The 12,130-nt window shown below is 71.1% G+C and carries 12 protein-coding genes; 1 reads left to right on the top strand and 11 read right to left on the bottom strand.

What is annotated here, in order from left to right; translation table 11 throughout:
- Window positions 1–46: 46 nt before the first annotated feature.
- Window positions 47–1,279: a cytochrome P450 gene (locus tag QF032_RS34190; RefSeq protein WP_307047825.1), complete on the bottom strand. Its 1,233-nt coding sequence runs from the start codon at window positions 1,277–1,279 to the stop codon at window positions 47–49.
- Window positions 1,280–1,459: 180 nt separating this feature from the next.
- On the opposite strand from QF032_RS34190, the gene QF032_RS34185 reads away from it, so the two are divergent.
- Window positions 1,460–2,350, top strand: a complete 891-nt coding sequence (locus tag QF032_RS34185) for a TIGR03621 family F420-dependent LLM class oxidoreductase (RefSeq protein ID WP_307047823.1) — start codon at window positions 1,460–1,462, stop codon at window positions 2,348–2,350.
- A 72-nt stretch (window positions 2,351–2,422) separates the two neighbouring features.
- Here QF032_RS34185 and QF032_RS34180 read toward each other — a convergent pair whose 3' ends face one another.
- From QF032_RS34180 to QF032_RS34135, 10 genes are all read right to left on the bottom strand, one after another.
- Window positions 2,423–2,797: a hypothetical protein gene (locus tag QF032_RS34180; RefSeq protein WP_307047821.1), complete on the bottom strand. Its 375-nt coding sequence runs from the start codon at window positions 2,795–2,797 to the stop codon at window positions 2,423–2,425.
- Window positions 2,798–2,989: 192 nt separating this feature from the next.
- Window positions 2,990–4,111: a tryptophan dimethylallyltransferase family protein gene (locus QF032_RS34175; protein ID WP_307047819.1), complete on the bottom strand. Its 1,122-nt coding sequence runs from the start codon at window positions 4,109–4,111 to the stop codon at window positions 2,990–2,992.
- Between the two features lie 19 nt (window positions 4,112–4,130).
- Window positions 4,131–5,315: a cytochrome P450 gene (locus tag QF032_RS34170; protein WP_306947192.1), complete on the bottom strand. Its 1,185-nt coding sequence runs from the start codon at window positions 5,313–5,315 to the stop codon at window positions 4,131–4,133.
- Entirely contained in the window at window positions 5,293–6,534 is a 1,242-nt protein-coding gene (locus tag QF032_RS34165; protein ID WP_307059090.1) for a nitric oxide synthase oxygenase, read from the bottom strand. The genes QF032_RS34170 and QF032_RS34165 overlap by 23 nt, the downstream gene beginning before the upstream one ends.
- Before the next feature lie 362 nt (window positions 6,535–6,896).
- On the bottom strand, window positions 6,897–7,985 hold the full coding sequence (locus tag QF032_RS34160) for a cytochrome P450 (RefSeq protein ID WP_306947196.1): 1,089 nt from the start codon (window positions 7,983–7,985) through the stop codon (window positions 6,897–6,899).
- A gap of 256 nt (window positions 7,986–8,241) precedes the next feature.
- On the bottom strand, window positions 8,242–9,075 hold the full coding sequence (locus tag QF032_RS34155) for an ABC transporter permease (RefSeq protein ID WP_307047814.1): 834 nt from the start codon (window positions 9,073–9,075) through the stop codon (window positions 8,242–8,244).
- A complete protein-coding gene (locus QF032_RS34150; RefSeq protein ID WP_307047812.1) occupies window positions 9,072–10,082 on the bottom strand; it encodes an ATP-binding cassette domain-containing protein in 1,011 nt (336 codons plus the stop codon). The genes QF032_RS34155 and QF032_RS34150 overlap by 4 nt, the downstream gene beginning before the upstream one ends.
- Window positions 10,072–10,557, bottom strand: a complete 486-nt coding sequence (locus QF032_RS34145; RefSeq protein ID WP_307047810.1) for a DNA-binding protein — start codon at window positions 10,555–10,557, stop codon at window positions 10,072–10,074. The genes QF032_RS34150 and QF032_RS34145 overlap by 11 nt, the downstream gene beginning before the upstream one ends.
- A gap of 177 nt (window positions 10,558–10,734) precedes the next feature.
- A complete protein-coding gene (locus tag QF032_RS34140) occupies window positions 10,735–11,868 on the bottom strand; it encodes a histidinol-phosphate transaminase (RefSeq protein ID WP_307047808.1) in 1,134 nt (377 codons plus the stop codon).
- Window positions 11,865–12,101: an MbtH family protein gene (locus QF032_RS34135; RefSeq protein ID WP_306947209.1), complete on the bottom strand. Its 237-nt coding sequence runs from the start codon at window positions 12,099–12,101 to the stop codon at window positions 11,865–11,867. The genes QF032_RS34140 and QF032_RS34135 overlap by 4 nt, the downstream gene beginning before the upstream one ends.
- Window positions 12,102–12,130: the final 29 nt, after the last annotated feature.

The raw sequence follows: 12,130 nt of genomic DNA, 5'->3' as shown, positions 1-12,130 counted from the left end.
AGTCGGCGGCGGGCGGAGGGGTGGGAGCCGTCGGCGGCGGTAGCCGTCAGCCTCGTGCGACGGCGACGGGGAAGGACCTGAGACCGGCGATGCTCGGGTTCCGGTAGTACTGGAGGGGGCCGTCGGTCCTCTCGAGGACGGGGTACCGCCGCAGCAGCGCCGTCAGCGCGATCCGGATCTCGGTGCGGGCCAGGGGCGCGCCCAGGCAGTAGTGGACGCCTTGCCCGAAGCCGACGTGCTGGTTGTGCTGCCGGTGGATGTCGAAGCGCTCGGGCTCCTCGAACTGCCGCTCGTCGTGGTTGGCCGACAGTGCGGAGAGCGACACGAACTGCCCGGCGGGGATGGCGACTGTGCCGAGTTCGGTGTCACGAGTGGTCAGTCGCAGGCTGTTCGGCACCGCGGGGCGGTAGCGGACCGACTCCTCGACGGCGGCCGGTATCAGGCCCGCGTCCTGCCGTACGGCGGTCAGCGCGTCGGGGTGGCGCAGCAGCTCGAAGACGAGGCTGGCGAGTGAGCAGGCGGTGGTGACGTGCCCGCCGATGAGCAGCAGTTTGCCGATGTTGACCACCTCCTCCTCGGTGAGCCGTTCGCCGTCCACCTCGGCCTGCGCGAGCCTGCTGAAGAGGTCGTCCTTGGGTGCGCCGCGCCGTAGCCGGTAGTGCTCGCGCAGGTAGGCGAGGAGTTCGGCGCCCGCCGCGTCGATCGCCTTGACGAGTTCCTCGCCGGCCAGGTCGCCCGCCTCGAAGGAGAGCAGCCGGTCCGCCCAGCCCCGCAGCAACTCGCGGTCCTCGAAGGGGAGCCCGATCAGTTCGGCGATCACCATGACCGGCAGGGGGTCGGCCAGATCGCGGGCCACGTCGATCTCGGGGTTGCCGTCGACGGCGTCCAGCAGGCGTTCCACGGTGGCCTCGATCTCCGGGGCGAGGCCGGCGACCGTCCGCTGGTTGAACGCCTTGCCGATCAGTGCTCGCAGCAGCCGGTGCCTCGGCGGGTCCATCTCGGTGAGTCGGCCCTGGCCCCAGGCGTCTCCCTTGCCCCACTCGGCCGGGTAGGCCCGCCACAGTTCGGAGGAGTACGTGGCGTGGTCCAGGCTGGCGGTGACGACGTCGGCGTACCGGAGAACCATCCAGGCGCCGGTCACGGGGTCCTGGTGGACGGGGTGTTCGTCCCGCATGGCGCGGAACCAGTCCTGGAGCGCTTTTCCGTCGTCCTCGGAATAGGGCGGGGCAGGTATCGAATTCCCCGCGGTGGTTTCGGCGGGTGCTTGCTCTGGGCGCACGAAAAACTCCTTCTCCCCACGCGATGAAGGAAACAAGGCAAGTGACATTCGTCCCGAGACTCGATCACGGCCTTGCCGGTGTCAAGATTGCAGAATTTGAACAGCCGACGCGGAAGTACCGGTCGTGGACGCAAAAGCGCGTTCATTTTCGGATTCCGGCTCCGCTGCTAACGTCGCCCCATGACTCTTCCCGAGAATCGGCCGTTCCGTTTCGGCGTCAATCTCGTCACGCCCGCGCCGCGGCGTGAATGGGCAGAAAAGTCCCGCAAGGTCGAGGACCTGGGATTCGATGTGCTGGGCGTGCCGGACCACCTGGGCGCGCCCGCCCCGTTCCCCGCCCTGGTGGCGGCGGCCGAGGCCACCGAGCGGATCCGGGTGACCTCCTTCGTCCTCAACGCCGCGTTCCACAACCCGGTGCTGCTGGCCCGGGAGGCGGCCACGGCCGACCTGCTGACCGACGGCCGCCTGGAGGTGGGGCTGGCGGCCGGCTCCATCCGTCAGGGCACCGGTTCCGACGGAGTGCCGTTCCCGTCCGCCGGTGAGCGCGTCAGCCAACTGGAGCGCACGGTCAAGGAGTTGCGCGGGCTGATGGTGAACCCCGATCACTCGCCCCGGCCGGTGCGGCCCGGCGGCCCGCCGCTGCTGGTGGCCGGCAACGGCGACCGGGTGCTGCGGCTGGCCGCCGAGCACGCCGACATCATCGGCTTCACCGGCATCTTCGCGGGGCGCGGGGAGTTCCCGCAGCTGGCGAGCCCGGAAGAGCTGGGCGAGCGGGTGGCCCTGGTCCGCGAGCAGTTGGGCGCCCGGGTCGCGGAGGTGGAACTGAACCTGCTGGTGCAGCAGGTGATCGTCACGGACGATCCGCGGGGCACCGCCGAGGAGTGGGCGCGGCATCCGCTGGCCCACTTCACCCCCGAGCAGCTGCTCGCGGCGCCGGCCTGGCTGATCGGGTCGCAGCGGGAGATCGCCGATCGGCTGACGGAGTACCGGGAGCGGTTCGGCCTCAGCTACATCGTGGTCCTGGAACCGTGGCTGGAGTCGTTCGCACCGGTCGTCGAGATGCTGAAGTGACGGTTCGGTCCAGGTGCCGGGCGGGCTCACCGCCCGCCCGGCCGTGCTTTCATGGCCCCCGGCACCGTGCTTTCACCGCCCGCCGGGCCCCGTACCCTCCGGCCCTGTGCCGTCGCCGCCCGCCGCGAGCACGTCCGCGGCGCGGCTGATCTTCTCCAGGGCCTCGTCGCGGAGCTCGAGGCCGTGCCGGTAGTAGGCGCCCTGGCTCTCAGGGTGCTCGTGGAGGACGTCGCGGACTGCGAGGAGACCGGCCGGCCGGACCGGTTCGAGGCAGGGCAGAGGGCCGCCCACGGTGCCGTTGAGCAGGTCGACCGTACGCCAGCCGAAGAAGTAGAAGGCGTCGGTGTACACCGACGCCCAGTCCCATGCCCGAAGGAATACCCGACGTTCGTCGGCGGCGGTCTGCCTTTCGTCCGCCGATGCCCACGACGAATCCAGAACCGTCACGACGGATTCCATCAGCAGGTCAAGCTGCCCGAAACGGGTATGGATTTCCGCCAGCACCCCCGGCGGAACACGCCAGGGGGTGCCGGGCCTGTCCACCAGTCCCGAATATCGCTTCCACGCGTCGACCACAGGCTCATACACGAGGCCCGATTATGGCACGTTGTCAGTGACGGGCGGCAGCCCTTTCGACGGTCATTCCCGCCCTTCGAGGGCGTACCGCGCCGTCGGGTCCGTGTGCCGCAGTTCGGGCGAGAAGTACGCCTTGAGCCGGGGGCGGCCGGGGCCCGGACGCCAGGCCACGTAATTGTGGATGCCCCGGCCCGCGGCGAGCGGGCGGGACGCCACCTCGCGCAGCGCGCGTTCGTAGAGGCCGGAGGACCGGTCGCAGGCGGCCAGCGCCGCCTTCATCCGGCGGCGCACCGCCTCGTCGTCCGGGGCGTGGATCCACATGGGGAGGTAGACGGTCGCGCCGCCGGCCCCGGCGGGCCGCGCCCCGGTGAACGACAGGCAGGTGACCGGGGGTTGAGCGGAGAGGTCGGTGGCCGCCTCGGGCAGCATCGTCTCGCAGAACCGCCGCACGGGGGCGGCCGCGAAACCCGGGTACGGCGCCATGAGTTCGGCCAGGCCGTCGGCATCGGTGGCGTAGTGCCGGAAGTACAGCTTGACCCGCGCCTCGGGGTCCGCCGAGAGGTCGAGCGAGAACATCACCGGCCGGTCAAGACGCTCGCCCCGCGCCATGTGCGCGGTCACCGCGGGCCAGGCCGCGCCGAGCCCGACAGCGGCAAGACCCCGTTCGCACAGCTCCGCGGCCCGCTCGGGCCCGCCGACGGCCGGGTAGAACCAGACCTTGAACCGGGCGTCCCCCTGCCGTCGCACCTCGGCGCCGAACATCGCGACGTGCTCGGTGGCCGGCTTCTCGGGCAGATACAGGTCGGCGACCTGCGCCCACCGCCGCTCGTCCGTTCCGTACCGGCGGACCAGGCCGGCCATCGTGGCGCGGGCGGAGACGACGCGGTCCACCGGGCAGTCCCCCGGGCGCAGGGCCTCCACCGCGAACTGCAGCGCGGGGTCGTCGTCGAGGCCGATCGCGAACTCCATCGGCGACCCGTCGGACGACACGTCGGACTCGGCCAGTTGCGCGGCCGTGGCCGTGCCCCAGGAGCCCGTCATCGCGCCGAAGGCCTCCACGCACACGCCGCTTCGGTCACCGAGGCCGAGGCCGGACGCCAGCCGGGCCAGCCGTGCCTCGCCCGCGGCCCTGGCCGAGGGGGCCGGCCGGACGCCCGCCTCGCTGCTCCCGCTCACCATCTCCATCGCCGCCGACTCCTTCGGGTCAGCCGAGTGCGAGCGGTAGCCGGGAGAGGCCGCGCAGCGTGCCGTTCGGCCGCACCACCGGTTCGCCCGCCGCGTGGACACCGGGATGCCGCAGCAGGGCGCCGAGCGTCACATGTGCCTCGATCCGGGCCAGGTTGAGGCCGAGACAGGAATGCGCGCCTCGGCCGAAGCCCAGGTGGTTGTTGGGGTTGCGGTCCAGTCGCAGCGTCTCGGGGTCGGGGAACTGTGCGGGGTCGCGGTTGGCAGCGCCGATCAGCGCGGTCACCACCTGCCCGCTCCTGACGGTGACCCCGCCCAGCTCGGTGTCCTCGGTGCAGGCACGGGCCAGTGCCTGCACCGGGCCCACGTACCGGATCAGTTCCTCGACGGCGGTGTCGAGGCCGATGTCGCCGTGTACCAGGGACTCCCACGCGCCGGGCGTGGCCAGCAGGGCCGCGAGGGCGTTGCCGAGGAAGCGGCTGGGCACCTCGAACCCCGCGTGGAAGAAGGCGCGTACGGAATTGACCAGTACGTCGTCGGCCTCGACGCCGGAACCGGGCAGGCGGCGCACCACCTCCGGCAGGACACCGTGCGGGCCGGGGGCGGCGAGCCAGGTGCGGACCAGGTCGTTGAAGTGGGCGCGGGCGCGCAGTCCGGGTTCCTCCGCGTCGGGGTCGAGCTGCGCGTCCATGCTGTGGTCGAGGTCGTCGTTGAAGCGGGCGAACGCCTCGTCGGTCTCGGGTGGTTCGACGCCGATGAACCGGGTGATGGCCCGCAGGGTGAACACGTCGGCGTAGTCGTGGATGAAGTCGAAGGACGGCCGGCCCGCCAGCTCGTCGAGCAACCGGTCGGCGAACGCGCCGAGTTCCTTGCGCAGCGCGTCGAGGTCCTGCGCGCGTACCGCGTCGAGGGCGAGGTGGCGCAGCGGGGTCTGGTCGGGGGGGTCGAGGGTCTGCAGGCTGAGCAGGGTCGGCGGGGTCGGGATGCCGATCTTCCGGAAGTCGGTGCTGAACCGGGCGGAGTCGCGCAGGATCGCCGTGCAGTCGGCGTGCCGGGTCATCAGCCAGGAGTCGATGCCCGCGTGCCAGTAGACCGGCCGGGCTTCGCGCAGCCGCCGGTAGACCGGGTAGGGGTCGGCGAGCACCGCGGGGTCGAGGGGGCTGAACAGGGGGTCGGTGGCCTCAGGGGCGGGCGATACGGTCACGGCTGTCTCCGGTGTTGGCGCCGACGCTGACGGGCGGCTCTGGGTCCGGTCCGTGGGCCTCGCCGGCGGCCGTCGGAGCGTGTCCGGTGACCGGGCAGCGGCCGGGGGCCGGTGCTTGCAGGAACGAGGGCGACGACTCGTGGTCGTCGTAGTAGCGGTGGAAGACGGGGGTCACGCCGCCCGAGAGAGGGGGCACGATCCAGGACCAGTCGGCGGGCACGGTGCGGCCGGCCTTCTCCTCGCGGCGCAGGTGGCGCAGGAACCGCTCCGACTCGGTGTGGTGGTCGGTGATGGTGATGCCGTCCCGCTCGAACGACCAGAGCACCGCCACGTTCAGCTCGACCAGCGCCCGGTCCTTCCACAGCGTCCTGTCACTGGTGCGGTCCAGGCCCAGCCGGTCGGCGATCTCGGGCAGCAGGTCGTAGCGCTGGGTGTCGACGAGGTTGCGGGCGCCGATCTCCGTGCCCATGTACCAGCCGTTGAAGGGGGCGGCGCCGTACCGTACGCCGCCGATCTCCAGCGCCATGTCGGAGATGACGGGCAGCGCGTACCAGCGCAGGCCTAGGTCGGCGAACCAGTCGTGGTCGGGGTGGCGCAGCGGGACCTCCCGCACGGCGTCGGGCGGGAGGTCGAAGAGCCGGGCCGCGCTGCCCGGCTCCTCGACGAGCAGCGGCAGGACGTCGAAGCGGGTGCCCGGGCCGCCCGGCCAGCCGAGGGCGCGGACGCGGTCGGTGAGGTCGGCGGAGGCGGGGTCGCCGGTGACGCGGCCGCCCGGGCCGCGGTAGCCGGCGTAGCGGATGAGCTGCGGGTTGTGGATGCGCGGTCCCGTGCCGTCGGGTCCGTCGGCCGCGAACACGCTGATCGTGGGGCGGATCCGGCCGCCGTTGAAGGCCAGCCGCAGGTGTTCGACGCACGCGCGGTGGATGTCCTCGGCCGTCCGCAGGTGTCGCAGGTCGCGTACGACGAGGCCGGGCCAGTACAGGCGGCCGATGCAGCGCCTGCTGTTGCGCCAGGCGACCTTGGCGCCGAAGGCCAGTTCGCCGGCGGTGTGCACGTAGGTGCCGCTCTGGCGGATCTCGCGGCGGATCTCGGCCATGCGGTCGGCCGGCGGGCGGTCGACGGCGTTCTCCGAGCTGTACAGCCGGATGAACTCATCGGCGCGTGCGATCAGTTCGGGTATGCCGAGGTCTGCTGTGTCGGTGTCTGCGGGCCGTGCCATGCGCAACCCCCGTCAACGGTGCCGTAGCCCGGCTGGTCTGACCATGCCGGGCTACGGCCGTACGTTCTCATCTCTGCTTTCAGTGCAGGTAACGCATATCGGTTCACCTCCCCGCATGGTCCGCTTTTCCACGGCACCTCCCCGCACTCTCGAATATCTCGGGAGTGCTGCAATCAATTGCTTTTCGGGAGGCGGGAAATTCGGGCAGTCGTCAATCTATGGTTCGACCCGACTGCCGTCAATGAAGCACTCGAACACCCGGGAATTTCGTCATCGGGGCCGCGTGCTTCCTCGAGTCATTTCGCAAGCCGATTCCCGCGAAGGACGCGAAGGACTCGGAGGACTCGGAGGACTCGGAGGGTTCAGAGGGTGACCGGGAGCGCGGTGAGGTGCCAGCTGCCGGGGTTGGGCAGCCGCGGCACCTCCTCGGGCGGGACGGCGAGCGCGACGTCGGGGAAGCGGCTCAGCAGGGCCTCGAGCGCCACCTCCGCCTCGACGGCGGCCAGGGAGGCGCCGATGCAGTAGTGCGCTCCGTGGCCGAAGCCGAAGTGGACCGCGGCGCCGGCGGGCCGGGTGATGTCGAGGGTGTCGGGGTCGTCGAAGACGCGGGGGTCGCGGTTGGCGGAGGCGATCACCGCCACCACGGAGTCCCCGGCGCGCACCCGCGCGCCGCAGAGCTCGAAGTCCTCCAGGACGTAGCGGATGGCGGTCAGCAGGAGCGGGGGCCGCCACCGCATCAGCTCCTCAACGGCCCGGGGCATCAGGGACGGGTCGGCGCGCAGGGCGGCGAGCTGTTCCGGATGGGAGAGGAGGGCCACCACGGAGTTGGCGATGAAGTTGGCGAGATTGTCCTGACCTGCGAAGACCGTGTGCCACACCATGGTGACCAGCTCGGTGTCGCTGATCCGGTCCGCGTCCTCGGCCTGGGCCCGCAGAAGGTCGGAGACCAGGTCGTCGCCGGGCTCTTCGCGCCGCAGTTCGATGACCCGCTTGGCGCCCTCGATGGCATCGCGCAGGGCCTCGTCGTAACTCTGGCCTCCGGAGCTGATCCGGGCGACGTAGGCGCGCCACAGTGGCCGGTCCGCCTCGGGGATGCCCATGACGTCGCCGACCACGAAGGTGGGCAACGGCTGGGCGAAGTGTTTCAGGAGGTCGACGGAGCCCTCTTCGGCGAGACCGGGCAGGGCGTCGAGGAGCCGGTCGGCGCTCTGCCGGATCATGTCGCGGCGGGCTGCGGCGCGACGGGCGGTGAAGGCCCGTACGGCGAGCTTGCGCAGCCGGCCGTGGTCGACGCCGTCCATGTGCGACATGGTCAGCATGTAGGGACGTACGTCGTCCGGGATCCGCTGGTTCCAGCTGTCGGCGGTCATGGCGAGGCGCGGGTCGCTCAGCATGGCCTTGGCGTCGCTGTGGCGGGTGACCGCCCATATCGAACCGAATCCGGGCGCCATGAGGCGCACTATGGGGGTCTGCTCCCTCGCCCTCCCATAGGCGGAAATCGGATCGCTGAGTACCTCGGGGTCGACCATCGCGATCTCGGGGACGTCGACCCGGGAATTCTCACTGTTGAGCACGGCGCTCCCCCAATAAAATTCGGACGATTTCCGGTGCGGTGGGGACGATGCTATCCACGGTCTCCACCGGCGGCAAACGTTCAAAAATTACGAGGGGAACGCCGTTTGACGGGCTGAATTACAGCCCGCTCCTTTATTCGCTCTTGTTGTAGCGCAGCAGGCTGAGCGGCACGAACAGGATCAGCAGCACCGCGCAGGAGACGAGGGCGGGAGCGAGGTCGGCCGTGCCGTCCCCGTTCATGAGGGAGCGGCTCGCGGTGACCACGTACCCGATGGGGTTGATGTCGACGAACGCCTCCAGCCAGCCGGGCATGGTGGTCGGCTCGGCGAAGATGTTGCTGGCGAAGGTCAGGAGCGACAGCAGCAGCATGCCGAGCGCGGAGACACCCTGCGGGGTGCGCAGCACCAGGCCGAGGAACGTCCAGATCCATGAGACGCAGAAGCCGAAGAGGACGGCGAGGAGCACGCCGCCGGTGACGCCGAGCACTCCGCCGTCGGGCCGGAAGCCCAGGGCGAGCCCGACGGCGACCACGACGGCCGACGAGATCAGATAGCGCACCACGTCGCCGATCAGGGCGCCGGTCAGCGGGGACGGCCGCCAGATCGGCATCGACTTGAAGCGGTCGAAGATGCCCTGTTGGAGGTCGGTGGTGAGGGCCACACCGGTCTGTGTGGAGATGAACAGCACGCCCTGCACGAGGATGCCGGGCAGCAGGAACTGCAGGTACTCGCGGCTGCTGCCGGAGATCGCGCCGCCGAAGAGGTAGGTGAAGATCAGCGTGAACATCACGGGGGTGATGGTCGCGTTGAACAGCTGTCCCGGCGAGCGCTTGATCTTCACCAGCGCCCGCCAGCCCATCGTGAGCGACGTGGACAGCGCCCCGGGCCGCTGCTGGGGGCGGGTGTCCTCGCCGAGGACCCTGAGCAGCCTCTCCTCCGCCTCGATCGGGCGCGCGGCGGTCGTCATCGGCTCTCCTCGTTCGTGGCGGGCTTGCGGCCGGACTTGCGGCCCGGCTTGCGGGCGGCGGGCACCTCGGAGGTCGGGGGCCGCCCGGTCAGCGCGAGGAACACCTCGTCCAGGCTCGGGCGGTCCATGGCGAAGTCGTCGACCTCGATGGTGCGGGTGAGTTCGCCCAGGGCGTGCGCCACGCTCCGGGGATCGGTGCCCCGCGCGGTGAGTTGGGCCGGGCCGGTGGTCTCGGCCGGCACACCCAGAGCACCGACGAGGATGCGGCTCGCCTCCGGCAGATCGTCGGGGTCCGTCAGTTCGACGCGCAGTGAGCCGCGGCCCACCGAGGACTTCAGCTCGCCGGGGGTGCCCTCGGCGACCAGCTTGCCGTGGTCGATGACCGCGACGCGCTGCGCGAGCTGGTCGGCCTCTTCCAGGTACTGGGTGGTGAGCAGCACGGTCGTGCCGCGCTCGACGGTCGCCCGGATGATGGCCCAGACCTCGTTACGGCTGCGGGGGTCGAGTCCCGTGGTCGGCTCGTCGAGGAACATCAGCTGAGGCCGGACGATGAGCCCGGCGGCCACGTCCAGCCGGCGGCGCATTCCGCCGGAGTAGCCGCGGGCCGGGCGGTCGGCGGCCTCGACCAGGTCGAACGCCTCCAGCAGGTCGCGTGCGCGCTCCCGGGCGGCCGTGGCGCGGTATCCGTGCAGCCGCGCGAGCAGCAACAGGTTCTCCATGCCCGTGAGGTCGTTGTCGACGCTGGCGAACTGGCCGGTGAGGCTGACTCGTTCCCGTACGCGGTTCGCTTCGCGGACGACGTCGTGACCGAAGACCCGGGCGCTGCCCGCGTCGGGTGCGAGCAGTGTCGCCAGGATGCGCAGGGTCGTGGTCTTGCCGGCGCCGTTGGGTCCGAGGACTCCGTAGACGGCGCCGGCCGGGACGGACAGGTCGAGGCCGTCGACGGCCTTGGTGGTCCCGAAGGACTTCACCATGCCGACGGTCTCGACCGCGAGTTCAGTGCTCACATTCACCCTTGGGGTCGCTTGCGGCTGGGGTCTGTGGCCGTAACGGTGGGGTCGGGCCCGGGCTCTGGGTGCCGCGTCCGGCCCGCTTCTGCGCCGCCTGCGGGGACCGCAGGCCGAGGCCGTAGGCGATGTCCTGCCAGGTCAGGCCGATGTCCCGGGCGACGAACAGCAGGCTCGCCTCCAGTACGTCCAAGTCGGCGCGGGCGCGCGGGAGCAACGTCAGGGCCGCCATGATGTCGGTCCTGTCCATCTCGGGCGCGTCGGCAAAACGCCCGCCGCCGGCGGCCCAGGAGGCGATGAGATGGACGGCCTCCTGAGCGGTGAGGCGAGCCGCCGGGTCGGTCGGCCCCGGCCGCTCGGCGTCGGCCAGCCGCTCGACCACGTGCCGCAGCGCGACATGCTCCCGGCGGGCACGGGCATGGTCGGGGTCTTCGGCACGATCCAGGGCGTCCGGCCCCTCCGCATGATCGGTCATGGGAGGAGCCTGGCAACTTCAACCAGTAGTTGTCAACCAGAAGTTGAAAACCAGCGGATGAAGTCACCGGAACGGAGGAACGGAGGAACGGAGGAACGGAGGAACACAGGCACGGAGACAGCAGCTACACAGGCACGGAGGCACCGAGGGCAGGTGTCGCGTGGGAGCCGGACGGCTTCATCTCCCGACGGCGCCGCCCGCGTCGATGGGGGCGAACCGTGCCGCCGCGGCCAGGAAGGCGTCGTTCTCGGTGTCCGCGCCGACCGTCACCCGTACCCCCTCGCCGGGAAAGGCCCTGACCAGGATCCGCTGCTCGCGGCAGTGCGCGGCGAAGGCCTCCGCGGCCGAACCGGCAGCCAGCCACAGGAAGTTCGCGCCGCTGACCGGCACGTCCCAGCCCGCGTCGAGCAGAGCGGCCCGGACCCGCTCCCGCTCCTCGGTGAGGTGCCGGCAGCGCTCCCGCACTTCCCGCTCGCAGTCCAGCGCGGCGACCGCGGCCCGCTGGGCGAGGGTGCCGACCGCGTACGGGACCGCGACCCGGCCCAGCAGTTCGGCCACCGGCGGGGCGGACAGGCAGTAGCCGATCCGCAGCCCGGCCAGCCCGTACGCCTTGGAGAAGGTGCGGAGCGCGACCACGTTGGTACGCCCCTGCCGCAACAGGTCGCGCACCAGGCCGAACCCGTCGAGCGGGTCGGCCTCCTGCTCGGTGAACTCCGCGTACGCCTCGTCGAGGACCACCAGGACGTCCGGCGGCACCTCGGCGAGGAAGCGCTCCACGGCCGACCGGGACACGGATGTCCCGGTCGGGTTGTTGGGCGAGCACACGAAGACCAGCCGGGTGCGGTCGGAGATCGCCGCGGCCATCGCCGGCAGGTCGAGGGCGTGCCCCGAGGTCAGCGGGACCCGGCGCACCACCGCGCCCGCCGTCCCGGCGAGGGACGGATAGACCTCGAACGAGCGCCAGGGGACGATCACTTCGTCGCCCGCCGCACAGGTGATCTGGATCAACTGCACGCACAGGCCCACCGACCCCGGCCCCAGACAGACGGTGGCGGGCGGCACTCCGTGACGCTCGGCGAGCCGGGCGGTGAGGTCGGCGGACGAGTTGTCGGGGTAGCGGTTCAGCCCCTGGACGGCACCGGACAGCGCGGCCTGCACGGCTGCGGGCGGCGCGAACGGCGACTCGTTGCAGTCCAGGCCGATCGTTCCGGGTTCGGCGGCCCTTCCCCGGAAGAGCGGCAGGCCGTCCAGATCCGTCCGGACCCGCGGCCGGGCCGCGGGCGGACGGCCCGGGCCGGACGGGGTGGTCATTCGGTGCGGTCCCGGGCGCCGGCCGCCGCGCCCATCGCGTCCACCAGGCTCTTGGGACGCATGTCCGTCCAGTGCTGGTCTATGTAGTCCAGGCACTCGGACCTCGGGGCCTCACCGAACACCGAGTGCCAGCCGTCGGGAATGTCGACGATCACCGGCCACAGCGAATACTGAAGTTCGTCGTTGATCAGTACCACGTACGCGGCGTTTTCGTCCTCGAACGGATTCGACATCGCCTCTCCATTCTCTTCATGCATTTCTT

It is taken from the genome of Streptomyces achromogenes, assembly GCF_030816715.1.
Lineage (GTDB): Bacteria > Actinomycetota > Actinomycetes > Streptomycetales > Streptomycetaceae > Streptomyces > Streptomyces achromogenes_A.
The sequence above is the reverse complement of the archived record's forward strand: the minus strand, read 5'-3'. Positions and strand labels throughout refer to the sequence as shown.

Bases quoted from the DNA above. Each gene is read 5' to 3' on its own strand.
- QF032_RS34185 (WP_307047823.1), top strand. From the start codon at position 1,460: ATGACTCTTCCCGAGAATCGGCCGTTCCGTTTCGGCGTCAATCTCGTC.
- QF032_RS34175 (WP_307047819.1), bottom strand. From the start codon at position 4,111: ATGGAGATGGTGAGCGGGAGCAGCGAGGCGGGCGTCCGGCCGGCCCCC.
- QF032_RS34165 (WP_307059090.1), bottom strand. From the start codon at position 6,534: ATGGCACGGCCCGCAGACACCGACACAGCAGACCTCGGCATACCCGAA.
- QF032_RS34160 (WP_306947196.1), bottom strand. From the start codon at position 7,985: ATGGCGCCCGGATTCGGTTCGATATGGGCGGTCACCCGCCACAGCGAC.
- QF032_RS34155 (WP_307047814.1), bottom strand. From the start codon at position 9,075: ATGACGACCGCCGCGCGCCCGATCGAGGCGGAGGAGAGGCTGCTCAGG.
- QF032_RS34145 (WP_307047810.1), bottom strand. From the start codon at position 10,557: ATGACCGATCATGCGGAGGGGCCGGACGCCCTGGATCGTGCCGAAGAC.
- QF032_RS34140 (WP_307047808.1), bottom strand. From the start codon at position 11,868: ATGACCACCCCGTCCGGCCCGGGCCGTCCGCCCGCGGCCCGGCCGCGG.
- QF032_RS34135 (WP_306947209.1), bottom strand. From the start codon at position 12,101: ATGTCGAATCCGTTCGAGGACGAAAACGCCGCGTACGTGGTACTGATC.